Source organism: Candidatus Zixiibacteriota bacterium (genome assembly GCA_040752815.1).
GTDB lineage: Bacteria > Zixibacteria > MSB-5A5 > GN15 > FEB-12 > JAGGTI01.
In genome coordinates this window covers 1-23802 of sequence record JBFMGC010000009.1, presented here as the reverse complement: position 1 = coordinate 23802, position 23802 = coordinate 1, and the positions used below count along the sequence as shown (strand labels likewise).

The 23802-nt window shown below is 57.6% G+C and carries 23 protein-coding genes and 1 tRNA gene; 2 read left to right on the top strand and 22 right to left on the bottom strand.

The genetic code is table 11. The annotated features are described in order from the left end of the window. Window positions 1–35: 35 nt before the first annotated feature. The 3 genes from murB to recG all read right to left on the bottom strand — a co-directional run bounded on the left by murB (window position 36) and on the right by recG (window position 3601). A complete protein-coding gene (gene murB, locus AB1772_03950; protein MEW5795493.1) occupies window positions 36–938 on the bottom strand; it encodes a UDP-N-acetylmuramate dehydrogenase in 903 nt (300 codons plus the stop codon). Window positions 939–1112: 174 nt separating this feature from the next. Next, a complete protein-coding gene (locus AB1772_03945) occupies window positions 1113–1445 on the bottom strand; it encodes a DUF1844 domain-containing protein (protein ID MEW5795492.1) in 333 nt (110 codons plus the stop codon). Between the two features lie 47 nt (window positions 1446–1492). After that, window positions 1493–3601 carry an ATP-dependent DNA helicase RecG gene (gene recG / locus AB1772_03940; GenBank protein ID MEW5795491.1) on the bottom strand — a complete coding sequence of 703 codons (2109 nt, stop codon included), beginning with the start codon at window positions 3599–3601 and terminating at the stop codon, window positions 1493–1495. Between the two features lie 140 nt (window positions 3602–3741). Here recG and AB1772_03935 point away from each other — a divergent pair. Both AB1772_03935 and AB1772_03930 read left to right on the top strand, forming a co-directional pair. Further along, window positions 3742–3836, top strand: a tRNA-Sec gene (locus AB1772_03935). Window positions 3837–3958: 122 nt separating this feature from the next. Beyond that, entirely contained in the window at window positions 3959–4255 is a 297-nt protein-coding gene (locus AB1772_03930; GenBank protein ID MEW5795490.1) for a GYD domain-containing protein, read from the top strand. Window positions 4256–4422: 167 nt separating this feature from the next. Here AB1772_03930 and bshB1 read toward each other — a convergent pair whose 3' ends face one another. From bshB1 to AB1772_03835, 19 genes are all read right to left on the bottom strand, one after another. Then, window positions 4423–5199 carry a bacillithiol biosynthesis deacetylase BshB1 gene (gene bshB1, locus AB1772_03925; protein MEW5795489.1) on the bottom strand — a complete coding sequence of 259 codons (777 nt, stop codon included), beginning with the start codon at window positions 5197–5199 and terminating at the stop codon, window positions 4423–4425. Beyond that, window positions 5177–6322 carry an N-acetyl-alpha-D-glucosaminyl L-malate synthase BshA gene (bshA, locus tag AB1772_03920; GenBank protein MEW5795488.1) on the bottom strand — a complete coding sequence of 382 codons (1146 nt, stop codon included), beginning with the start codon at window positions 6320–6322 and terminating at the stop codon, window positions 5177–5179. The genes bshB1 and bshA overlap by 23 nt, the downstream gene beginning before the upstream one ends. Continuing rightward, entirely contained in the window at window positions 6319–7977 is a 1659-nt protein-coding gene (bshC, locus tag AB1772_03915) for a bacillithiol biosynthesis cysteine-adding enzyme BshC (GenBank protein ID MEW5795487.1), read from the bottom strand. Before bshC ends, bshA begins: the two co-directional genes overlap by 4 nt. Window positions 7978–8111: 134 nt before the next feature. Beyond that, window positions 8112–9077 carry a magnesium/cobalt transporter CorA gene (corA, locus tag AB1772_03910; protein MEW5795486.1) on the bottom strand — a complete coding sequence of 322 codons (966 nt, stop codon included), beginning with the start codon at window positions 9075–9077 and terminating at the stop codon, window positions 8112–8114. Next, the gene (locus tag AB1772_03905) at window positions 9074–10147 is read right to left on the bottom strand and encodes a lysylphosphatidylglycerol synthase transmembrane domain-containing protein (GenBank protein ID MEW5795485.1); all 1074 of its coding nucleotides are present in this window, start codon (window positions 10145–10147) and stop codon (window positions 9074–9076) included. Before AB1772_03905 ends, corA begins: the two co-directional genes overlap by 4 nt. A 73-nt stretch (window positions 10148–10220) precedes the next feature. Continuing rightward, a complete protein-coding gene (locus tag AB1772_03900; GenBank protein ID MEW5795484.1) occupies window positions 10221–10976 on the bottom strand; it encodes a tetratricopeptide repeat protein in 756 nt (251 codons plus the stop codon). Next, window positions 10973–12793, bottom strand: coding sequence for a BatD family protein (locus AB1772_03895; GenBank protein ID MEW5795483.1), 1821 nt, complete (start codon window positions 12791–12793; stop codon window positions 10973–10975). Before AB1772_03895 ends, AB1772_03900 begins: the two co-directional genes overlap by 4 nt. Continuing rightward, the gene (locus tag AB1772_03890; protein MEW5795482.1) at window positions 12783–13502 is read right to left on the bottom strand and encodes a tetratricopeptide repeat protein; all 720 of its coding nucleotides are present in this window, start codon (window positions 13500–13502) and stop codon (window positions 12783–12785) included. The genes AB1772_03895 and AB1772_03890 overlap by 11 nt, the downstream gene beginning before the upstream one ends. Continuing rightward, entirely contained in the window at window positions 13495–14514 is a 1020-nt protein-coding gene (locus AB1772_03885; GenBank protein MEW5795481.1) for a VWA domain-containing protein, read from the bottom strand. Before AB1772_03885 ends, AB1772_03890 begins: the two co-directional genes overlap by 8 nt. Before the next feature lie 24 nt (window positions 14515–14538). Beyond that, the gene (locus AB1772_03880; protein MEW5795480.1) at window positions 14539–15585 is read right to left on the bottom strand and encodes a VWA domain-containing protein; all 1047 of its coding nucleotides are present in this window, start codon (window positions 15583–15585) and stop codon (window positions 14539–14541) included. Beyond that, a complete protein-coding gene (locus AB1772_03875; protein ID MEW5795479.1) occupies window positions 15582–16628 on the bottom strand; it encodes a hypothetical protein in 1047 nt (348 codons plus the stop codon). Before AB1772_03875 ends, AB1772_03880 begins: the two co-directional genes overlap by 4 nt. Before the next feature lie 9 nt (window positions 16629–16637). Beyond that, window positions 16638–17561, bottom strand: coding sequence for a hypothetical protein (locus AB1772_03870; GenBank protein ID MEW5795478.1), 924 nt, complete (start codon window positions 17559–17561; stop codon window positions 16638–16640). Next, window positions 17561–18436, bottom strand: a complete 876-nt coding sequence (locus AB1772_03865; protein MEW5795477.1) for a DUF58 domain-containing protein — start codon at window positions 18434–18436, stop codon at window positions 17561–17563. Before AB1772_03865 ends, AB1772_03870 begins: the two co-directional genes overlap by 1 nt. 8 nt (window positions 18437–18444) lie before the next feature. Then, a complete protein-coding gene (locus AB1772_03860) occupies window positions 18445–19434 on the bottom strand; it encodes a MoxR family ATPase (protein ID MEW5795476.1) in 990 nt (329 codons plus the stop codon). 22 nt (window positions 19435–19456) lie between these two features. Beyond that, window positions 19457–20335, bottom strand: coding sequence for a hypothetical protein (locus AB1772_03855; GenBank protein MEW5795475.1), 879 nt, complete (start codon window positions 20333–20335; stop codon window positions 19457–19459). 145 nt (window positions 20336–20480) lie between these two features. Then, on the bottom strand, window positions 20481–21326 hold the full coding sequence (locus AB1772_03850; protein ID MEW5795474.1) for a geranylgeranylglycerol-phosphate geranylgeranyltransferase: 846 nt from the start codon (window positions 21324–21326) through the stop codon (window positions 20481–20483). Window positions 21327–21467: 141 nt separating this feature from the next. After that, window positions 21468–22412, bottom strand: a complete 945-nt coding sequence (locus AB1772_03845) for an NHL repeat-containing protein (protein ID MEW5795473.1) — start codon at window positions 22410–22412, stop codon at window positions 21468–21470. Between the two features lie 26 nt (window positions 22413–22438). Next, entirely contained in the window at window positions 22439–23227 is a 789-nt protein-coding gene (locus AB1772_03840; protein ID MEW5795472.1) for a DUF5683 domain-containing protein, read from the bottom strand. Window positions 23228–23240: 13 nt separating this feature from the next. Continuing rightward, window positions 23241–23802 (bottom strand): hypothetical protein (locus AB1772_03835; protein MEW5795471.1); only part of this gene is annotated, 562 nt, incomplete at its 5' end.

Here is a 23802-nt window from a genome sequence, read left to right as displayed (position 1 = left end):
AGCTCTTTAGCAAAGACTCGATAGGCGCGTTCTCCTTAAGAAAATGATCCGATCTGCTGGACTTCTTCCTGCAACTCGATTCCGAAGCGGTCTAAAACTCTCTGTTTCAAAATATCGGCCAGTTGGCGGATATCCTTTGAGGTCGCTCCACCGGCATTGATGATGATATTGGCGTGCTTTTCATACACCCGTGCACCGCCCACGCTCAACTGCTTGGCGCCGACTTCTTCGAGGAGTTTTCCGGCGGGCAGTTTGCCGTATTGCTGGGTGGCATCCGGAATGTTGCGAAAGAAGCAACCGGCGGTGCGACGGTCCGGATGGCGGTCGGCCCGAAGAGTGAGGATTCGATTGACTTCTGCTTCTATCACTGCCCTGTCGCCCGGCGCGAGTTGAAAGACTGCCGAGGCGACTATTTCATGGGTCTCTTTGAGATAAGAGTGGCGATAATTGAACTGAAAGTAGTCTCTGGTGACTTCACGAACCCTGCCTGAGGCATCAATGATGACACCGGTCACCATCAGTTGGCCGATTTCGCCGCCGAACGCACCCGCGTTGCCGTAAATCGCTCCCCCTACCGAGCCCCAGATTCCGGCCGCAAATTCGATCCCAGTCAGGCTGCTTTCGGAAGCAAAGTTCACCAGGTCGATCAGTTGCTCCCCGCCGCCGGCCTCAACCAAACCGTTATCCAATCGGCGTAACCCCATGATATCCATCTTGATAACGAGTCCGTCAAAACCCTCGTCCGATACCAGCAAATTCGAGCCGCCGCCGATCACCACAGCCGGAATCTCAAGTCTTCGGGCCGCCTTGACCGCGCGAGTCACCTCGTCGATTGAGCGTGCTGAAAGAAAGTACCGGGCCGGGCCGCCGGTTTCGTAGCTCGTCAGAGGCGCCAGCGATCGAGAAAACTCAAGATCGGCCCCGAACGCCTCGATCAATTTCGAGACTGGCCAATTCGGGCTAACTTTCGGTTGGGCAACCATTTTCACAGACTAATATAGCCGCATATGCACTCAAATCAAGCTCAAAAGGTCGGTTCTATGCCTGAATCAACCTGATACTACCCCTATTCCATTTTACACTCGGCGGGAGATGTCCAATCAGACGATTTTCTAATGCACGGTTTCGCCGTCGGCGGGGTTCGTGGGCTCCTCCGGCGTGCTCGCGGCGGCATCCGGCTTGGCGGCCTCGTCAAGGAAATTCAGGCGGAGCTGATAGAGCGCATGACTCAGGAGGCTCTGCTCCCCCGGCGTGAGGTTATTGGCTGTCTTTCTCTCGATCATATCCAGCATGTCGATACTGCCGCGCGCGGCCTCGAGGTTTCGCTCGATCTTGCCCGTGATCGGCGAGGCCACCTTGCCGAGATGATGCATGGCGGCCGTCTGTAGAGACAGAACCAATTGATAGAACATGAAGTTGATGTCTTCACTTTGCTCTTCTACCACAGAGATACCCGAATGAGATGTTTCGCACTGAGTTTGTCGCCGCCTGCTCAGCCGCCGCCGAGAAGCAGTTCCCGACGTTCGGCGACCCTGCTCAGGTAGTTATACAGCCGCTGGTGTTCACTGTCAAGCTGATCACGGTTGCCGACTATTCTCTCGAGCAGTTCGCGCGCTGCTTCCATCAGATCACGGTCGGCCCAGAGGTTGGCCGCGCGAAGCTCCGGCAGGCCCGATTGTCTGACCCCGAAAATCTCCCCCGGCCCGCGCAACTGCAGATCGGCCTCGGCGATCAGAAACCCGTCGCCGTGCTGCGCGAAAAACTCCAACCGCTGCCGCGCTATCGGAGACACCGGCGCATGAGCAATCGCCACCGCGGTCGCCGCCTTGCCCCCCCGCCCGATCCGCCCGCGCAACTGGTGCAACTGCGCCAGGCCGAAACGCTCGGCGTGCTCGATCACCAGCACAGTAGCGTTGGGATTGTCAATGCCGACCTCGATCACGGTCGTGGACATCAAAACATCGATCTGCCCGTCGCGAAACTGCCGAATGATGGTGTCGCGCTCTTTGGATTTCACACGCCCGTGGACGATGCCGAGTCGCAGGCCGTTCAGCGCACCGGCAGAAAGCTCCGCGTACGCGTCCTCGACATTCTCGAGTTCTGATTGTTCCGACTTCTCGATCAGCGGATAGATTATATAGGCCTGCCCGCCGCGGCCGGTTTCGTCGCGAATGAACTGCCAGACTTTGTCGCGGCTGTCGCTCATGCGCCACACGGTGCGAATCGGCTTTCGCCCGGGGGGAACGTCTTTGATTGTCGAAATGTCGAGATCGCCGTAGAGGGTCAGCGCCAGCGTGCGCGGTATCGGCGTGGCGGTCATAACCAGCAGATCGGGATCGGCCCCTTTGACGTAGAGTCGTCCGCGCTGCTCAACCCCGAATCGATGTTGTTCGTCGATGACAACAAGGCCGAGCTGCTTGAAGCTGACGTAGTCATAGATCAGCGCATGGGTGCCGAACAGGATGTCGATTGCCCCCTCGGCACAGCGCTCGGCGATCTTCTTCTTCTGAGCAGTGGTCAAACTGGCGGTGAGAAGCGCCGAGTGAGCACCGCACTCATCGAGGGCAGTCCCCCAGTTGCGGTAATGCTGCTCAGCTAAGATTTCTGTCGGCGCCATGAACGCGCATTGCAGACCATTCTCCACCGCGTACAAACCGGCAACTACCGCTACGACGGTCTTGCCGCAGCCTACTTCGCCGTGCAAGAGGCGTGACATCGGGCGCTCGCCCTGCATATCTTGAAAAATCTCTTTGATGACTTTCTTCTGCTCCGCAGTCAGTTCGAACGGAAGGCGCCGGCGCAATTGAGTCAGCATGGCGCCTGGGGCGGAGTAATTGTGTTCCTTGGTAATAGACGCTTTGCGTCCCTTGTTGCGCGATACGAGGAACTGTAGTTGGAGTAGCTCATCAAACGCCAGGCGGCGACGGCATTGTTCGATCTGCTCACTGCTCTCAGGGTAGTGAGTGTTGGTAACCGCAACGTGCCGGGGCAAAAGCTGCTGCTGCCCGCGCACCGATTCGGGCAGGTACTCGTCCAGTTTCTCTTTCAGGTTGTCAAATATGAACGTCGTAACCGTGCGCATCCCGCGACTGGATAGCCCTACCTGGCTAAGCTCGGCGGTCTGCGGATAGACCGGTATAATCCGCCCGGCATGGACCAACTGATCGGAGAAATCGTCGAGCCGTTCCAGGTCGGGGTGGATGATCTGGAGTCCCTGGAAGTAGCTCGGCGTTCCGGTAGCGGCGATTTTCATCCCCTTCTTGAACATCCGTTCCCAAAACCTGATGCCGGCAAACCAGATCAGCGAGACATGACCGCTCTGGTCGCCGAGAATCACCTCATACCGCGTACGACGGCCCTGCAGGATGCCGTGTGCTTTGACCTCACCGAGAATGGTGGCCGGCTGGTCGATTTTGAGGTCGGCGATGCGCACGATATTGGAGCGGTCGAGATATTGGCGTGGGAAGTAGTAGAGGATGTCCTCGACTGTGTTCAGGCCGTGGCGGGCGAGCACGGCGGCTTTTTTCGGCCCGACACCCTTGACGTACTGGAGCGGCGAGTTGAGTTTCAATTCGGCCACGGGGGGAAGGTTAGAAGCGATTTGACGAGAGTCAATTACTTTGTTGTCGTTGGTGGACGAGGACGTCCGCCAACCACGGGTGCACGCTTACGATCGGCAGGGTTCCAACCCTGCCGCGCATGACCGTTTACAACTCTGATAGAGTTACGTATCTTGCACCCGGAAGCGGATGCCGTCTGGTGGCGGTCCCGGCCTTCAAAGCCGTGAGGGGGGCAATCGCATTGTCCCTGGTGGGTTCGATTCCCACCCCTTCCGCTTTAGATGAGTGACTGTCACGCCCGACGCAACAAATCCGTAGGGCAGGACCCCTGCGGTCCTGCCGCCATTGGCAGGATCGAAGCGATCCCGCCCTACAAGCCACAAGGAGGTATTGGCAAAATGAAAACCTACATCCTCATGACCCGGCTGGCGCCCGATGTGGCCGCCAAGATGAAAGACCGGGCGGAAATCGGCGCCGCCTGGCTCGACGAGGTGCACGAGAAATGTCCCGACGTCAAGTTCCTCGCCCACTATGCCTTGCTCGGCACCTATGATTTCATGGACATCTACGAGGCGCGCGACGAGGAGACCGCCGCCAAGGTGTCGCTGATCAGCCGGGCGCACGGCGCGGCAGTGGCCGAAAGCTGGACCGCGATTCCGTACAAGCGGCTACTGGCACTGACGAAAGAGATTTAGCGGGCGGGAGTCACCCTTCGATAAGCTCAGGGTGACTTATTTGCGAGGCTTTCTTGAATCTTGTGGGCGGCAGACGTCCTCGTCTGCCCCGTTGGAGTTAGAGAAATTGTCGGTCAACGGGCAGACCGGGAGGTCTGCCGCGCACGAGAGTCAGACTGCGGCCTCATTCAGATCGAGCGCACGGGCATCTTCTGAGGATCGTCGATCAGGATCTGCTCCTTGATTGTGTACGCCTCGGCGAAGGTGACTCCCACCTGGTGACCGAGCGTGCGGGCGCGACTGTAAAGCAGGTCGAAGATGTGCGTACCGGGAGAGAAAACGTCTTTTCGCCCTGCCGCAATGATCTGGCCGGGAGCGATGTCGCCCTTGAGGACCTCGTCGACCCATGACGGATCGCCGAACTGCGATTGGTATGCCGCAATCGCGCGAAGTTTCAGCTCGAATACTTCGCCGATATCCACGAAAAACGAATAGTCCGTGTTACGATAGTATGACGCGTAAATGATCTTGCGCGGCCGGTGCGGTTCCCCGGTGAGCGGCAATTTCGCCAGACCGGCGAGGTAACAGGCGTCGTATCCGAGGCGGCTGCACGCCAGATGATCCGGATGCCGTTGCGACCAGTGTGGCAGAATCACCAGTTCCGGCTTGGTCTCGCGAATGGTCTGCGCCAGAACAAGCTTGTTCTCATGATGATACTCGATGGCGGCATCAGGCAGGTCGGAGTTGCCGCGCCAGGCCAGCCCCATGATTCGAGCGGCGGCGGCGGCCTCCCTGGCGCGAATATGCTCGTCACCGTAGGTGCCCATCTCGCCCCGCGCCAGATCGAGTATACCGACCTTCCGCCCCATGCCGACCATCTTTAGCAAAAGCCCGCCGCAGGTGATCTCGGCGTCGTCGGGGTGCGCGGCTATCGCCAGTACATCAAGCCTGACTGTTTCGGCCATCGATCACCTCCTGATAGTACGCCTCATACTCCGGCACTACCCTATCTGCGCTAAACTTGGCGTTGGCCATGTCTGCTGCGGCCCGCTTGAAATCTACATGACGCTTGCTGTCCTTCAGGAGCGCCACGCCGGCCCGGGCCATAGACGCGGTATCACCAACCGGCAGCAAGAATCCGTTGCGATAATCCTCCACTACTTCCATAAGACCGGTTCCCGATGTTCCGATTACCGGCACACCGCACGCGAGCGCCTCTAGCGCCGCCAGGCCGAACGATTCCTCCTCCGACGGCACCAAGAAGAGATCGGAGCAAGGCAGCACCGCCTCGACTCTTTCCTGGTTGCCGAGAAAGACCACTTTGTCATCAAGCCGCTTCTTCTTCACCTGGCGACGGGCCAGCACGGAGTCGGGTCCCTCGCCGATCATGAGCAAGCGCGCCGGCAATTCGGCCTGGATGCGCTCGAATATGTCGATAACGTCGAGCACGCGCTTGACCGGGCGGAAGTTCGAGATGTGCGTGATGAGGAATTCCCCCTCGCGCACCAGTTCATTGCGGCGGCACTGCTCGCAGCCGGGGCGAAATCGTGTGGTATCGACAAAGTTGTGCACGACACGGATATCCCGTTCAAGCCGGAATACTTCTTTCGTCTCCTCGGCGAGGTAGTGCGAAACGGCCGTTACGCCGTCAGAGGCAATAATCGAAAAACGGGTGATGTCAAAGAACGACGGATCCGAGCCTACCAGCGTGATGTCAGTGCCGTGCAAGGTAGTGATAATCTTCGGTAACTTCACCCCGGTGCCCCGCAGGATTTCGCGCGCCAGGTAGGCACATGTGGCATGCGGGATGGCGTAGTGCATGTGGAGGATTTCGAGACTGAACTCGCGGCTGACATCGGCGATTTTCGACGAGAGCGGCAGCGTGTACGGCGGAAACTTGAACAGCGGGTAGGCGCTGGTATCGACACTGTGAAACAGCAGGTTTGCCTGAAAGCGATCCAATCGGAACGGAAGCGCGTACGATATGAAGTGTACCTGGTGTCCGCGCGCCGCGAGCTGCTGGCCGAGTTCAGTCGCAACTATGCCTGAGCCGCCCGCCACCGGATAACAAGTGATGCCGACGTTCATCTGGGCTCGTACTCCCCAAGTGAAACAAGCTGGTGGGCCGGCTCATCGACCTTCATCTGCTCGTACAGATACGGAATCAGCCCGAGCCCGTACCGGGAAAGGAAATAGTTGATGTTTAGCGTGCGCTCTTGCAGCCCGTGGCGTGGGTAAAGCGTGTGGGCGATTCGATAAATCCGCTCGCGCATCTGCTGGCTTTTTTTCTTATGGGCGGCGAACAGCTTGGCTTCGAAACCGTTCAGCAGGAAGTCGATCTTGCCGCGCACCTGTTCGGCGGTTTCTCTCAGACCGGGATCAAAACCAAGCGCCTCATGTGAAAACTGGCGAAACCGGTCCTCGACCGCCTTCCGAAGCGATGCATAGTCGGCTTGCAAGTCAGCCGGAAACGTTTGGCCGAGCACGCGATTGACCACCTGTTCGATATCGCCCAGCAGGTCTTCAAACGCAATGCCCATCTCGCGGATCAATTGCTCGGAGCGGCGGTCGACTATTGTCAGGGTCGGGCGCGCGGTGTAGTACGGCGCCGGTCGGTCGATCAGAGCGAATAAGCCGTTTAACTGGGCGAAGTATGCGATCTCTGACGGCCCTCCGATCTGGGCCGCCACCGGAAACAGCCACGCCTGCAATAGCGGGCGGGTCAGCACATCGGGCGAGAACAAATCAGGGTGATCGGCGAGCAGTCTTGCGAGTTCACCGTCATTGAGAAATCGACTTCCGACTGAGTATCCCTCACCCTCGCGAATGATAGGCGTCCGTCCGCCCAGCTTGCAGAACAGGTGCGTGGCGTTATCCTTCTTCTCAACCTGCAGGTGGTATCCGTTTTGCCGCAGCCGATTGTTAGTCGCCGTCAATGTCTCCCGTATGGCATCCTGCTGCCGCAGCAGCGATTCAAACAACGGTCGTGCTAACAGCTTCACCGCCGGGTCGCCCGGATTGAAGAACACGAGACCGAGTTCACCGGTCAGGGCTGACATGAGTTTGGCGAACGCACCAACGACCGTTTCACCATGCGTATACGCTCTGCGCAACCGCTCGGTCAGGGCAGGAGTGAAATCAGTCTGGCCCAGATGTTCGCCAAGTTCAGTAAGAACTCGCTCCAGTTCGGTCGAGTTTTCCAGGACGATTTCCGACGCGGGCAGTTCTGTAGTGGGAGGAGTTTCGTAGGCCACGCGGGCGATTTCGCCCTGGCGTGAAAGAACAAAGGCGTGATTTATCTCGGCGAAGTCGTGGTCGTCGCCGGCCATCCAGAAGACAGGCACCACGGGGCGCCCCAGACGCTCCTCGGTCAGACGAGCAAGTTTTACGGCCGCCAACGCTTTGATGATCGTGAACAGCGGACCGCCAAAAAGCCCGGCCTGCTGTCCCGCAAACACGCAGACCGAGCGTTTGTCGCGCAGCTTTTCTATGTTCTGAAGCGTAATTGATGATGCGCCGTACGACTGGTTCTGCCGCTTGAGAATGTCGATGAGTCGCGCCCTCTCGAACTGGGTGCGCTCAAGCAACTCTGCGACCGCAGCCGAGGACTCAGCAGGATAAAGTCCGCGCGCGGGCGCTTTCCCGGCCAGGAAGTCGAGATAAAGCTTTGAATAGCCGAGTTTGTCGGGAGCAACCAGAGGGATGACCATGGGCGAGGTTTGGGCCGCAGTCTTCAATGTCATTGAGTCTTTCCTAACCAGCTCACGTTAACCTCACCAAACACCGAACCAGGCTATTTGTTTCACTCTGACACAACTCTACGTGCAGCGGCAACACATCGGTGTCACATTTCCGATCCGGTATCTCCCGTCGCCGATTAAAGCCACCTCTTCCGGCGAAAAAACAGGATCATAACCACCATAACGACAACGAGCACGCCCAGTGCAAGCGGGTACCCCCACGGTGTATCCAACTCCGGCATGTAGCGGAAATTCATGCCCCAGAGTCCCACCAAAAACGTCGGCGGAATGAATATAGCTGTCAGCAGCGTGAGCACCTTGATAATATCGTTGGTCTTGGTCGAAACCGACGAGTAGAACACCACCAGTGAGGAGTTGACGATTTCGCGATAGGCGTCGGCCAGTTCGTTGACTCGAATCAGGTGATCGTTAATATCGGAGAAGTATGCAGCCAGATTATCGGACACTAGCTCGAAGTGTTTCTTGGACAGTTGGCTGATAACCTCGCGTTGCGGCCGCACGATCCGCTTCAATTGCACAATGTCCCGACCGAGGGCGAACATCGACTTAAGCGTGTCCTCGTCGAAACTGCCCAACACCTCCTCCTCGATCTGGTCGATCTCGTACTCGAAAATGTCCATGGTGACGTTGTAGTTGTCCACCACGGCATCGATCACAGCATGGAATATGTAGTCCGTCCCCATGGCCAGACGGTCGCCCTTGGCCACGCGCGAATACAGGTAATCGAAGATCCGGTGCTCATCGTAATGGACCGTAACAATCGCCCGTCGGGTCAAAAACAGGTCCAGCTCGCTGATGTTCAAACCTTCTTCACGTCCGACAAAGTCGACAATGTTGAAAACCACGAACAGGTAGCGGCCGTAGTCATCGATCTTGGTATTGGACCGCTCCGAGATGACGTCCTCGATTGCCAGCGGGTGGAACTTGAAATCATGGGTGAGGACAAACGATTCCTCGTCGGTCGGCTTGCACATATCCACCCAGAGGAACGAACGCTCATCGGCGCAAAGCGTGTCGAAATCAGCGATGCCGTCAATGACTTTGACGCCTTCATCGGGCAGATAATAGAATGACTTGATCACACCCGTTCCTTCTCTTCGATGAAGGTGCCCTCTTCGTCGATGCGGTCGATAATCAGGTCTTCCTCTGCCTGGACCGCCTTGAGTTCCTCAAGGGTCAGTTTCTCGGTGTGCATAAAGAAGTAGCCGAAAATGAAAACAGGCAGGAGGTCAACGATATGGAGTGCGAGCGCAAACAGAACGGCATCCGAACGACCGACCGAGAAGGCGGCCAGCGACGTTGACACGGCTACTTCAAACGTACCGGCATTGCCGGGGCTGATCGGGACCATGAGGACGATTGTATTGACGATCATGATAACCGCCGCGGCGGCAAACGGCAAAGGCAGGCCGAAACACCTGATGAGGAACCAGACCACCAACATGTGGGCTGCCCATGATGCCAGCGAGAGAGCGAGAGTGCCCAGCGTGCCCTGGCTCGAACGCAGCAGCTCGATTCCCTTGGTGAACGAACGGATGAATTTCTTGCAGGTGATGTAGAAGCCGGGCCAGCGGTCGCGGAATCGACAGCGGGCGATCTCTTCGAGCCGCTCCTGCATGTGCAGGATGATGTAAAGCAGCGCCACCGCACCGGCCGTTATTCCGGCCACCACGAAGCTCAAGTACCGGTACCGGCTGGGAAAGGCAAACGCCAGCGATGTCAAAAACATGAAAACGATCAGGCTGATTGAATCAAAAAGAATCTCGAGCACCAGGGTGGAGAAGACGTAGGTCTTGCGCAGTCCCTCCTTGCGGGCAAACCAAACTACCCGTCCCACCTGCCCGGTCAGCGCCGGCATGACCATTCCCAGCACCTGGCCGACCGAATACAGGGTGATAGCCCGAGGCAGAGTGATCTGCTTCTGTTGCGCAATCACCATCCGCCACCGTACCGCTTTGAGGACAATGAACAGCGCCCCGGAAGCGACCGCGGCGATTAGGTAATACAAATTTGCGCGCTGCAGCAAAAGCTGCAGCTCCGAGGCCCTGATGTCCTTGACACAGTAGGCCAGGAGCACTAAACCTATCAAAGAGCCCCAGAACTTCTTTTTCTTCCAGAATGCGGCCATATACGGTTCAATTGTCCGGTTCAAAACAAGCCGCCAAGATAGACTCGCCCTCGGAGAGTGTCAATCTAATAAGGCAGGGGCGAAGGGGTCGGCACAATCAGACAACGGCCACCAGACTCCGCTGAATCCAGCCCCGTCGCTTGTTTTCAAACAAGACGTTGTAGAAGTCGCCCGACTCGGCCAGGATTTCGACCACCAGCCCGGGGGCGGCGTCGAGCTCTTTTTCGGACAGCTCCGACGGCCCGGTATGGACAATGCTCTCTTCGGCGATTATGACCGCCCGGCGGGTCAAATAATCATGATGATACTTGACGGTGGTAAGCAGGGAGGATGAAATCAGAAGCAACAACGCCACCCACGTGCCTGCCCGAACCAGTCCGCCGCGCAGGGCGAATCCGAAGCGGGCAATCAGGAACACAAATAGAAGGATGAAACAGCAGCAGGAAACCCACGCCAGTGCGGACAAGTGATACGGCGCGACAATCGACTCAAACAGCGAACTCACCGGATTGAGCTCGACCCCCTCCATCTGCACCGAGGTAAACCGTCGAGCGAATTCCAGGTTGGCCGCGATATCAGGATCGTTCGGATCGAGCCGCTGCGCCCGCAAATAGTAAAGCACCGCGTGGCCAAGATCTCCCGACCGGAAGTAGGAGTTTCCGAGATTGAAGTAAAGGGCCGATGACTCCATGCCCTGATGCACGAGGCTTTCGTAGACGGCCCTGGCGCTGTCATAGTTCTTTTGCTCATAGTACTTGTTAGCAAGATCAAAATCGTCCAGCGGCGACGCTTGCCCATTCAGTACGGGCAACAGCAGCAAACCGACCGAAAAACACAACCCGATGCGACTCAAAACCGCACCTCCTCCAAACGGACCATCAAGTTTTCGGCATCGGCGAGCGCCTGGTCAATATCGGGTTGGCTTACTGTCGACGGGGCGTAGCGGGCGAAACCGCATTGATCGAGAAAAGCCAGGATATCTCTGATAAGCTGTTCGTCGGCGGAACGATCTCTGAGAAGATCGCTGATGCGATCACCGGTCAAGCCGTGGGGAGAGACATTCAGCTTATCGCCTATGAAAGAAAGCAGCGCGGCGCTGCACTCGGCAAAGAACTTCTCCGACGTGGAGACTGACGCCAGACTCCGCGCCTGGCCAAGACGGCGGCGCGCCTCTTTCGATGCCCTTCGCGATCGGGCGTAGCCTATATCGCCAGAAAGCTTTTCGCGGCGCCGCCGCATGATGACTGTCGCTATCAGTGCCAGCACGGGTACGGCGTTGACAGCCAGATAGAGCGGCGAGGTGAGCAGCAGTTCACGTGGTTTACCGAGATCACCCGGCTGGGTCTTGATATAGCGGATATCCCTCGCCTCGGCGCCGATTTTGATATCAGGACCGGTGTACGGGAGATCGGGGGTCGCGGCATATCCCTCACCGCGGCTGACTTGCAAAGCGATTGGATCGGTCTTGACGATTCGGTAGCGCTCCGCCTCGGGATCAAAGAAACTGAACGTGAGCGATGGTATTTCCAACAGGCCGGGCCGCTTGGGAATGAATACCTCCTCAAAGACCTTGGTACCGCCGATGCGATCATCGAGCTTGGAGACGGACTCATTGCTGGACGCTTTGTAGACGCGGAAATCGGTCAGTTCCGGGATAACCGGTTCCGCCACCGACTTGATATTGCCCACTCCCGTGATTGTCAGATTGACTGATACCGGCTGGTTCACCTCGACCTCGCGCTTGGCTGGAGTCGCCTTAAAAGTGAAGCGGCCGATTGTGCCGGTAAAATCGCCCGGGCGACCAGCTTCGGGCAGCGCGCGGACATTGACTGTAAGCGGGCGCGACGAAATCTGCACCTCTTCCCCGCTCCCGAGCATCCCGAAGATGTCAAACGGGTCGGGGCGGCGCGTTCTCTGGCGGGCCGGCACGGTGACGGATATGGTGGCGCGGCCGATAGTCTGCTCGCCGGTCGCTGTTGGGAAGAGAGCGTACTTTCTCTCGATGACGCGATACGTACGGTTATTGACCCGCTGTTGGTATGGCCCTTTCGTTCCCAGAAGCTCCGTCCAGAAACCGGTGGTGGTTGGCTCAACCAACTCCGGAGACCCATAGTACTGCACGGCAATGAAAAACTTCAGCGTGAGCGTGGTCTGCTGGTTGACGTACGGCCTCGGGTTATCCACCGAGGCCTCGAGGAAGAAGTCCTTGCTGGCGCCATCGGCGTCCATCGCCCGCTGCTCTAACTGGGGCGGCGCGGAGGAACCGCGGGATAACACCGTCAGGGTGACCGCATTGCCCACAAACCGCCGGTTCTGGTAAACCACTGCGATATTCTCGATAGGATAGCTGCCGGCGCGAACAGGCACGAGCAGGTAGCGATTGGTCACGGATGCTTCCACCCGGCCATTGACAATAGAGATATTGGTTGAGCGCCCCTGCGAGTATACCTCAAACATCGGCAATGTCGGCAGGTTCGGCTCGGGCAAATCCTGGGTGGCGCCGGTGACCTCGACCTCGAGCACCGCCTGTTCGTCCATGCCGATCGTGTCCTGGCTGAGCGTGACACTCACTTCCAGTTGCGGCGGCTGCGCCAGGATGTCCCGCCCGGAATACAGAGCAATCGCTAATACTGCGGCGATCACCACTATGTAACCGCGCCTACCAGTCATTGCCGCTGTAATCTCCTCCGCTGATTTGGCGACGGACCTTCTTCTGTTGATCCTGTTCATCGTCCCTGAGAGCATTCAGGATTCGCTCCGCGTCTTCCTTCGATATCGGCTTCTGCTGTTCTGTCTGTTGCGGTTGTTGCTGCTGTTCCTGTTGCTGTTGCTGCTGCTGATCTTGTTGCTCCTGCTCCTGCTGATTTTGTTGTTGCCGCTGTTGCTGTTGATCCTGTTGCTGCTTTTGTTGCTGCTGCTGGTTTTCCTGCTGCTCAGGCTTCAATTGCTCTTTAAGCATTTTGCGCGCGAGTTCCAAATTAAACTTTGCATCGAGATCGGTCGGATCAGCCTCCAGCGCTTTTTGATAGTGAGTGATCGCGTTGGGATAGTCACCCATGCGGTAGTAGGTATTGCCGAGATTGTAGTTGGTTTTCGGGTGGATCGATGCATCCTGGCTGTTCAAGGCCCCGTTGTACCGCCCAACAGTCTCCTCGTACTTACCCTGTTGATAGAGCACTCCGGCGATATTGTAGTCCAGTTCGGGGGACTCCGGACGCTCGGTCTCGGCCATTTGGTAGCGCTCCAGAGCCTCGTTGAACTTCTGTGCCCGGAAAGCCATGTTGCCTTCCTTGACCAGCGTCTCGACACTGGCGGCGAATACGGTTGAGAATGCCAGCACTGTCGCCGCAGTGGCGAGCGTAAAGGCGCGTTTACACATTCGTTACCTCCGCCGGCTTCTTTCTCTCCGAGACAAAGAACTCTGCAGTCACGAGGATGATTGCCAGCAACAGGGGCCATTGGTAACGATCGTCGTACCGCGTTACCAGAGTGCCTTCGAGTTCCTTCTTCTCCATGGTTGCGATCTCGTCGAAAATCTTGTCCAGTTCCAGCTCACCCGCTGTGGCGTGGTAGTACTTGCCGCCGGTCTCAAGGGCGATTTTTTGCAGAGTCTCCTCATCAAGTTGCGAGACTATAACCTCGCCGGACTTGTCCTTCTTAAACCCAACCTGGTCACCTTTACGGTCAACTACCGGTATAGGTTCGCCCGCCGGGCTGCCGATCCCGACCGTATAGATTCTTATACCATCTTTGCGGGCATTGGCGGCCGCCTCGACAGCACTTCCACCGTGGTCTTCGCCATCCGTGAGAAGCAGAAGCACTTTGTGTTTCTTCTCATGCTGGGTGAAGGCCTTCTGGGCGGCGATGATTGCGGATTCGAGCGATGTCCCCTGCACCGAGACCGTATTCTGATCCATCACCGAGAGCAGCATCCTCGCGGCGGCGTAGTCGAGCGTGAGCGGGCACTGGACAAACGCCTCGCCGGCAAACGCCACAAGCCCGATCCGGTCGCCTTTGAGGCGGTCGATAATGCTGCGCAGCTCCTGCTTCGCCTTTTCGAGCCGGTTCGGTTTCATATCCCGGGCCAGCATCGAATTGGACAAGTCCATGGCGACGATTATATCGATCCCCTCCCGCTCCAGTTTCTCAAGATGAGTGCCGAACTGAAGCCGGGCCAGGGCGACACAGACCAAAGCCAGCCCGAGTAGTACTAACACCGCTTTAGTGCGCTGACGAGCGAACGAAATACAGGGCGCGTTTTTCAGTAGCAACGGCAGGTCGCCAAACAGGTTCAGCAGCTTCTTCTTGCGGCCTATGGCCCAGAAGACATACAGCGCCAGCAACAGGACTCCTAAAAGCAGCGCAAAGTATGTCGGCTCGGCAAAACGCACTATTCAGACTCCCGAATTGATATCCTAAGGCAACTTCCGAAACAGGCTATTGGCCAGAACAATCTCCAGCGCCAGAAGGATCAGTCCGGCAGCCGTGAAATAGTGAAACAGCTCGCGGTACTGTATTGACGCTGAAACCTCTATCTCCGTTTTCTCCATCTGATCAATCAGCGAGTAGATCTCTTCAAGCTCCTTCTCCGAACGGGCTCGGAAGTACTTCCCTCCGGTGACATCAGCGATTTCTTTCAGCGATTCCTCGTTGATTCGGGTCGGCTGGTAGACATACCGCTTGCCGAACAACGGGTCGTCGACCGGGAACATCGCATTCCCCGGACGCCCGGCGCCGATCGTATAGATCTTGATATCAAACGCCGAGGCCAGTCCGGCGGCGGTTATCGGATCGATCTCACCGGCGTTGTTCTCTCCGTCGGTAAGCAGGATTACGATTTTGGACTTGGCGTCCGATTCGCGAAGGCGATTGACCGCATTGGCAATCGCCATGCCGATCGCGGTGCCGTCTTCCAGCACGCCGAAATCGACCTCATCGACAAATCTGAGCACCACCCCGTAATCGACCGTCAGCGGACACTGGGTAAAAGAATGACGGGCGAACACCACTAGGCCGATCCGATCATGTACCCGCTTGGAGACGAACTTCTTGATTTCCTCCTTCGCGACATACAGCCGGTTATGCGGTTTGAAATCCTCGGCCTGCATCGACGACGACACGTCGAGCGCCAGCATGAGGTCCACGCCTTTTGAAGTGACCTCTCTAACTTCCGTGCCGGATCTCGGGCGGGCAAACGCCACGAAGAACAGGGCGACCGCAGCGATGCGTAGAATTGGGAGAATCGCCCGGTAGCGCCTCCGGTGGGACCGCGAAGCGCGGGAGACGATGCGCACGTCGGAGAATTTCACCGCCGCGGTGCGGGTGCGGCGACGCTTGAAATAGTACCAGATCATCGCAGCCACCACGAGCGCGCCGGTTATGAAAATGGCCAGCGGCGGGATGGTCAGATCGATCAGGTCGAAGACATTCACCCCCAAACCGAAGAACTGCACACTGCTCATACTTTCTGTTCCTCGGCGGTTGGTGGCTGGGGCGTATTCGCCGGCGGGGTGTGGACTTCTGCTACTTGGCGGCGCTCATAATCGGCCCGGACAATCTCGATCACATCATGGGCGGTGATAAAATCATTCTCTACCCGTTCGCGTTCCGGCATCAGCCTCGCGAATTTCACCCGGTCGGCGTGGCCGAGAAAGCCACGCAGCTGCTCATACAACTGGTTGGGCAATTCGATCTCACGGAAGGCGTCGAGAAACTGCTCGGTGGTCATTTCCAGCACCTCGCGCCGGTAGATTCGTCCCAGATATGCACGGACGATCTCGGTCAACTGAAAGTAGTACTCCTTGGCCGCGAGTTGGTCGGCGATTGGGTTGTCCATATACTGCACCTTAAGGAAGGCCAGCTTCTCGAAGGCGATCTCCCACGGAGGTCGCAGGTCGAGCGCCTTCTTGATGCGCTGACGTTTCCAGAGCCACCAGCCCAGGAGTGCGGCCGCAATCAACAGTACCAGTGCACCAAGTCCTCCGTATATGTAGTACTTCGTGTAGTCGGGAGGGAACTCGTACTGAGGCTTGAGCGGCTTGATATCGAGCGTGTCGCCCCGGGCCTGCTCCAAAAGCGAGAGAATCTTGATCGGCACCGGTTCGGCCAGCATGACTTTGCGGCTGCTGTCGGGCAATATGAACAGCACCGGCAGCGGTGGGATGACATAGTCGCCGGTCGTGTAGGTGCTCAAAGTGAATATGGTCTCGCTCCTGAGCCGGCCCCCGTCAAGTTTGGTTTCGATATCCGGCTTGTAGTCTTTAACGTCGAATGCACCAAGGTTCGCGCCAAGAGGCGGGGGTATCAATTGGTAAATCGAGTCATACGTGATTGTCAGCGTATAGGTGATAAGATCACCTATATAAGACTCCGCCCGGTCAACAGACGTGGTAATCTCCACGCCCGCCACCGACGCAACCGTATCGGCCGGTTCCTGGGCCAGCACCGGGGTCACGCCGGGCGCAGCGCCCAGCCACATGAATATGATAAAGAGCGAGCGTTTCATTTCGTCAGCTTACTTCACGTTCTGATCGAAGAACTGCACTTTCTCCGCCTGCACCAGGCTCATTATATAGTCGTTGTACGCCGCTTCGGCCTTCCGGGTCCGGTAGTCGATATACACCTGCGACCTTACCGAATCAAACGGGGCGCCGTCGTAAAGCGAATCCTTGTTGGCCAGGTAGAAATTGCGCAGATCAGCGGTATCAATCTTGATGTCAGGTATTACGTTGTCGGATATGAAGCGGTCCACCACCAGTCGTTTTTCGAGCTGCTCCCGTTCTCTCTGCACCTCTGGTTTCGAGAGATAATCCTCGCGCACGGCAGCGTTGTAAAGCAACTCCACGCCCACATATTGGTGAACGTATTTTTGCCTGGCCTCGCGACTGGCGAGCTGTGACTGTATCTCCGCAGGAAGAAGCGCAATATGGTTGTTGATCTCGGAAATACGGATGTCGCGGTCGCCAATCCGGGCGACCACCGGATCGTCTGTGGCCTCCGGCTGAGGTTCGATGTTGGTGGCCGCAGCCAGATGCCGCTTGGCATCGAGCACGCGACCCAGCTTCTCGAGTGAGGCTACCAGATTCTTCGACGCTTCGCCGGCGAATGAGCCGTCGGGGTCGTACTCCCTCGCCCGGATATAATGCGCCGCCGCCTTCTCGTAATCCCTCAGGTGCTCGTAGTAGACTCGGGCAATGAGGTAATTGACATTCCCGCGCTCGGCATCGGTTAAATCACCGAACAAAAGAACCTTTTCGTACTCCGCAACAGCTTCGGCATGAAGGCCGTTACTGACCATCTCGCCGGCGAGTCGCTTGTGCATCTCGATACGGGCGGTGTGGTCGGTCTGACCACAGGACACAACCAGAAAGACAGTCGCGGCCACCAAGACGACTATCGAGATCGACCGGCGCAGCCACAAGTACCCACCTGTCCTCATCAGTGACGCTTCTCCCTCATCTTAAAGAAACTGACCAGCGGCGCGATATATGACTGGTCGGTTTGTATGTTGATGAAATCAGTGTTGATCACTTTGAAATTGCGCTTGAGGTTTTGCAGGTCTTCGCCGGAGCGGGCGGCGAACTCGCGGCGGAACTGGGCCGATCCGGTGTTTATCAGCACTACCTCGCCGGTTTCAGCGTCCTCGAGCTCGATCAGGCCGACATTCTCAAAAGTCGCCTCACGCGGATCCGAAATCTTGATCGCCACCACGTCATGCTTCTGATTAGCCAGTTGCAGCGGACGGATGTATCCGTCGAAGAAGAAATCGGACACCAGAAACACCACCGATTTGCGCTTTATCACCTTGCTGAGATACTCCAGCGCCATGCCGATATCGGTACCGACTCCCTGCGGCTGGAAATAAACCACGTCGCGGATAAGCCTCAGCACGTGCGGGCGTCCTTTCTTGGGCGGCACGAACTTCTCGATCCGATCGGTGAAGATAATCAGTCCGACCTTGTCGTTATTCTTGATCGCCGAAAAAGCGAGCAACGCACACAGCTCGGCGGCAACTTCGCTCTTGAATCGTTCCCTGGTCCCAAATCTGCCCGACGACGAAGCATCGATCAGAAACACCACCGAGAGTTCGCGCTCCTCGCGGAACTTCTTGATATGCGGGAAGCCGGTGCGGGCGGTGACGTTCCAATCGATCAAGCGGATATCGTCGCCCGGCTGATACTCGCGCACCTCCTCGAATTCCATTCCCTGCCCCTTGAACGTGGAATGGTATTCGCCGGAGAAGAGATCGTTCACCAGCCGCCGGGTGCGAATCTCTATATACCGTATCTTCTTCAGTATCTCTTTCGGGATCATGCTGATTCTTACGGCACTTCCACCGCGTTGAACACTTTCTGCACGATATCGTCCGACGTGACCTCTTCAGCCTCGGCTTCGTATGTGCAGAGCACGCGATGCCGCAGAATGTCCGGCCCGACCGCCTTGACATCCTCCGGAGTGACATAGCCGCGTCCCCGAACAAAAGCGTGCGCCTTCGCGCCGAGATTCAGATAGATAGTCGCGCGGGGCGAGCCGCCATAAGCGATAAGATCTTTGATATCGGCCAGGCCGTATTTTTCCGGCTCGCGGGTCGCAAAAGTCACGTTGACAATATACTCCTTCACTTTGTCGTCGACATAAACCTGGCGCAGCACCGAGCGCGCCCTGATAATATCCGCCGGCGAGACCACTTTCTGCACGGGCGCCATCGGAGCGCCGGTGTTGCGATCCATGATCTCCCGTTCCTCGGCGGGCGACGGGTACCCTATTTTGAGCTTGAACATGAAGCGGTCGATCTGCGCCTCCGGCAGAGGGTAGGTCCCTTCCTGCTCGATCGGGTTCTGTGTGGCCAGCACGAGGAACGGCTCCTCCAGCTTGTAGGTGGCATCGCCGATCGTCACCTGCCGCTCCTGCATCGCCTCGAGCAGCGCCGACTGCACTTTGGCGGGGGCGCGGTTAATCTCGTCGGCCAGGATGATGTTCGCAAAGATCGGCCCTTTGCGGACCGAGAACTCGGCTTTCTGCGGGTTGTAAATGAGCGTGCCGATCAGATCGGCCGGCAGTAGATCGGGCGTAAACTGAAGCCTCTGGAATTTCGCCTGGATAGCATCGGCCAGGGTCTTGACCGAGAGCGTCTTGGCCAGGCCGGGAACGCCCTCGATCAGGATGTGGCCGTCGGCCAGGATCCCCATGAGCAGTCGTTCCACCAGATACTTCTGACCCACGATCACCGAGCTGATCTGCGTGGTCAGCTTCTCCACGAATGAGGCTTCGCTCTCTACCAGCGATTGGATTTGTTTGATATCAGTTTGCATCTATCCTCCACAGACAAAGCACTTATTTCAACTTTTCAAAGAAGACGCGAATCTCCGATTCGAGGCGCGAAACCTCGCCGGGCGCCGGTTCGACCGGTGAGAATTTCTCGCGCTCGGCGCGGGCCAGCCAACCCGCAATTGCGCTCCGCACACCGGTGTCAGGTTCCACCTTCTCGAGTTCCGCCGCAGCGGCCGACGCCGGTCGGCCGGTGACATTTATCCCGTAGCGAGAGTGGACGTAGTTCCCGAGAGATCGGTACAGCCCGGTCTGGAACCGTTTTAGATCCATCCCGGCCTCTTTACGCACTTCATCGAGCTGCTCCAGGAACGCCAGCGCCGGGCTTTTGGCTGTTTCTTTTACCGGCTTCGGTTTGAACAGGGCATACGAACCGATACCTAGCCCGACTACTGCAGCAGCGATGAGCGCAAACCAGCCGCCGTCAAGACCGCCCTTCCGGCGCTCTCCGGCAGGGAGTGGCTCGGCAATCGCCAATGTAACCGCGTCGGTCACCAGTTGACCTGCCGATGAATCCGGCCAGGTCACATACTCGATGACCATCGGGTCTACTCTGGCAACTCCCGAAAGAAACGGCACAAGTTTGTAGTCGAATGTCTTGGTAGTTGACTCGTTGGCACCGTTGCCGGTGGAACGCACCGACGACGTAAACCGGGCCACTTTCAGCTTGTCGGAATTGAGACGAAATGCCTGTTCGAAGCGGTAAGCCGAGACGCCACCAGCCCAGGTCACCACTACCTGGAACGACGCTGTGTCCTCGTAGGCCATGTCGGTGCGGTCAATGGATTGCGAGAGGCTAATCGAGGCGCGACTACTCGACCACCACGCGATGCACAACAGCGCCGGCAGAAAGACTATCCGAGTTATGCGCCAATTGCTCTTCATTCCCAGGTGCTCAGCCGTTTCGTAACCCAGCCGGTGTTGGTAAAACTCCGTTAACTGTTTGTCAAGTCCTAAGTTAGACCGGTGCCTATAGGCCGGTCACTCGGTTTTATACTTAATGGAGTTAGGCAAGTTTCGTTAAAATGTGTTAAGCCAGAATCAGGGCCAAGAGACCGAGAATCATGCCGACTTTCAGCGCCCTGGAGGCTACAGCGAGCATCTTGGCATCAGGGAAACCCCACGTGACTACCAGCAGCGCCAGTATGGGCAAGTCCACCACATAGACCGTGATAATCTCGTAGGCACGACCAAACCAGCCCGCGAAGATCGGTATGTAGGTTAACACCGCCAGCAGAGCGAAAAGGCCCGTGGCGGCCAGAAGAGATCGGGACGGTCCAATCACCAGCGGCAGCGAACTGAGACCGGCTCGCCGGTCACCCTCCATGTCCTGGACATCCTTGACAATCTCCCGGACCAGATGAAAAAAGAATGCGAACACGGAGGCGATCATCGGGCCGGGAAGACGGAAAGTCAGTTCCGGATCAATCGCCAGCCCCCCGGTAACAAAAGTCAGGGAGGCCAGCAGCGCCACGACGGCATTGCCCAGCAGAGGTATCCGCTTCAGTGTGCGGTTGTACGCCACCAAGAGCCCGATTGTCACGAATCCCGTTAAAGCGACTTCCCAGGAGACTGCGATCCCCATAATAAGAGCGATCACATTGAGTGTGATCATCAGGTTGCGGGCGAAACGCCGCGAGAGCCGACCCGCCACCAGCACCCGGGTGGGCCGATTAATCTTGTCGGCTTCCGTGTCCATCAGATCGTTTAGGATGTTTCCGGCGGCACAGGCAAGAAAGGCCGCGATCGAGACCACGGTCGGGCCGTAATATTCCGGCCAGGACCATGTAAGATAAGCACCGACCCAGACGCCAGCTGATGCGATCAGGCAGTTGGTTGCGCGGATCAGGCGGAGAATATCGATAAAGCGTCGCACGCAGGACAATAGACCCCCAAGCCGGGTGAGTCAACTTTGAACAGCCGGGGTAGGTCGGGATGCTTATCATCCCGACACGACAGTTGTCACACGAACATGTGTGTCGGGACCACAAGGGTCCAGACCTACCATCGCTGGCGGTCAGTCAGTCGAAGAAGTCACCCGGCATACCAACAGCCGCGAGCGACCGGTATCGGAGATCACGAGGCGACCGTCGGGGAGAAACACCAAATCGGAAGGATCAAGCAGCGGCTGGTCGGCGCCGGAGATGGTCGGGCCGAGCGCAGCCAGCAATTCACCATTATTCGAAAGACAGTGCAGCTTGCTGGAGTCTTCCTCCAGCACCCAAACACGCCCGGAGGGATCAATCGCAACCGCGGTTGGAGCATTCACACTTTGGTATTTGACTTCCTGCACCAGACCGCCACGAACATCGTAGACCATGACCCGATGGTTACCCCGGTCGCAAACGTAGATACGATCATGCCGGTCGAGTGCGAGAGCGGACGGCTCACGCAACTGCCCGCCGGGCGAGCCGGCGTCACCCACGAACATGTCGAACTGGCCGGCGGCGTCCAGGGTGACAACGCGGTGATTATCCGGATCAACCACCCAGATGTCGCCGAATTCGGTCACCGCAATTGCCGCCGGGCGGCCGTACACAAACTCATCCGCCTCGTCGCGGAACGGGATCTCCATAGTGTATTCCAATTGGTCGCTGCACTGGACGAGTAACCGGGACTCGCGGTCGGTGACCCAGACTCGTCTTTCCGAGTCGACCGCCAGCCCCCGGGGATCACCGAGTTTTCCGATAGAACTCCCTTCGCCTGAGAAATCTCGCACTGCCGCCAGATCGCGATTAAACCAGATCACTCGCTTGTTGCCCGAATCAAGCAGGTACAGCGCTCCGCGATTATCGATAGCCAGGTCGGTTGGATTAGATAAGGGTCGACCGAGAATCTGACCGGAAATCATCCGTTCGAGTACAATTTCCGTGGGAATTCCCGGAGACTGGGTCAGTTCGCGCCCTGGCCTGGCCTTTCCCCCGCAACCGACTAGAACAAAGACCAGGCTCAGGCTTGACAACACCAGTCCGCCCGCCCGGCGTCCCGTCAGAAGCCAGGATAAACCGTGACACATATCTGACGGGAGGCCAGAGGATCGAAACTCAGTCTGAACGGTCTCGGCTGCGCGGAGGAGAAGCCGGGCGCTGCAATCCGGCGGTTGATGCGAACGGCGCTGCGGATAGCGTCGACTACCGATATGATCCGGTTCACTATCGCTGCGCCGATCATGAAGTCGGATCGACGGTAGGCTTCCTTGCTTCGATTCCGAAGATCGCGGTAGGTCTGGCGTTCGCGCTCGCTTTGCCACTGCCAGTGGTTTTCCGGGGTGTCGGCCAGGTACGGCCGCTCCGGGTCAAACGCCCGCCCCAGCGTGTTGAACTCCCGTATGCTGCTGTAGAAGCCGACCCACGATTGGAACTCCTCGCTCTTGCCCTCGAGGCGCGCGTTGGCGTGTGCCGCGGCGTAGGCGATAAAATCGTCTTCGCGCCATCGCCCATAAGTGTGAAACGACAGATAAGCAATCCAGATACCGGCCTCGGCGCCAAAAAAGTAACGGGCGGTACGCCGACGGTCGAGATAGTACTGTCCGCCGCCAGGGATAATCGCTGAGTACAGGGCTGCCTGCACAACTGACTTGCGCCCGGTTTCCGACTGATCCCGCGTGCCTCCGCCGAATTCATCGTTGGCTAGGTTGCCGGTCACACCCAGGGACCTCGTCTCCGCGTTGAGGCTGTTCTGCATGGCGACATGCACCGGGCTTTGGCCAAGCTCAATCGCATGCACACCACTCGACACGCTAACGACTACGACGATCGCAATAACCCAAAACCTCACGAGACGACCTTTCTCAGAACTTGTACGACAGTTTGACATAGGGCGTATCCCGGCGCGAGTGATACGACTTTAGCGACAGATCAACATCGATATCGGAAAACACTGATGAACCGCCCTGCTCGCGGTTGTGCTTCTTGGCTGAGAAGAATGCCTCAAAGCCGCTGACCACATGGTTGAGAATCGCCAGATACGTCATCGTGCGACCCTTGTCGTACTTCTTGTTGGCGTCATCGCGCATGGTCTCGTACTGCAGACGGTTAGCCGATCGCGGCGTGGTAGCCTCATCGAGGATTCTTCCACTGGTGCCGCCGTTGATCAGCACCGAGTCCTGGAAGAACTGATCTATATCCAATCCGCTTCTCCGTGCATCGTCCCAGCCCCACGCAAACTGGTTGTACTTGCCGGTCATCTCGTAGTATTGTTGGGTGCGTTCATCGGGAAGGTGATGCGAGATCTCCCGCGCGGTTATGGAATCATCGTCAGTCGCACCATAAGCCCACCACAGGTATTTCTGCTCATAGACATCCCGGGACCAGTGCTCATGATTGAACGCTTTGTAGGCATCGGTGGCGTCG

What these genes read in the sequence shown, in the direction of transcription:
- AB1772_03930 (MEW5795490.1), top strand. Translation starts at nt 3,959, where the DNA reads ATGAAAACCTACATCCTCATGACCCGGCTGGCGCCCGATGTGGCCGCC.
- bshB1 (MEW5795489.1), bottom strand. Translation starts at nt 5,199, where the DNA reads ATGGCCGAAACAGTCAGGCTTGATGTACTGGCGATAGCCGCGCACCCC.
- bshA (MEW5795488.1), bottom strand. Translation starts at nt 6,322, where the DNA reads ATGAACGTCGGCATCACTTGTTATCCGGTGGCGGGCGGCTCAGGCATA.
- bshC (MEW5795487.1), bottom strand. Translation starts at nt 7,977, where the DNA reads ATGACATTGAAGACTGCGGCCCAAACCTCGCCCATGGTCATCCCTCTG.
- AB1772_03895 (MEW5795483.1), bottom strand. Translation starts at nt 12,793, where the DNA reads ATGACTGGTAGGCGCGGTTACATAGTGGTGATCGCCGCAGTATTAGCG.
- AB1772_03890 (MEW5795482.1), bottom strand. Translation starts at nt 13,502, where the DNA reads ATGTGTAAACGCGCCTTTACGCTCGCCACTGCGGCGACAGTGCTGGCA.
- AB1772_03880 (MEW5795480.1), bottom strand. Translation starts at nt 15,585, where the DNA reads ATGAGCAGTGTGCAGTTCTTCGGTTTGGGGGTGAATGTCTTCGACCTG.
- AB1772_03875 (MEW5795479.1), bottom strand. Translation starts at nt 16,628, where the DNA reads ATGAAACGCTCGCTCTTTATCATATTCATGTGGCTGGGCGCTGCGCCC.
- AB1772_03870 (MEW5795478.1), bottom strand. Translation starts at nt 17,561, where the DNA reads ATGAGGACAGGTGGGTACTTGTGGCTGCGCCGGTCGATCTCGATAGTC.
- AB1772_03865 (MEW5795477.1), bottom strand. Translation starts at nt 18,436, where the DNA reads ATGATCCCGAAAGAGATACTGAAGAAGATACGGTATATAGAGATTCGC.
- AB1772_03860 (MEW5795476.1), bottom strand. Translation starts at nt 19,434, where the DNA reads ATGCAAACTGATATCAAACAAATCCAATCGCTGGTAGAGAGCGAAGCC.
- AB1772_03855 (MEW5795475.1), bottom strand. Translation starts at nt 20,335, where the DNA reads ATGAAGAGCAATTGGCGCATAACTCGGATAGTCTTTCTGCCGGCGCTG.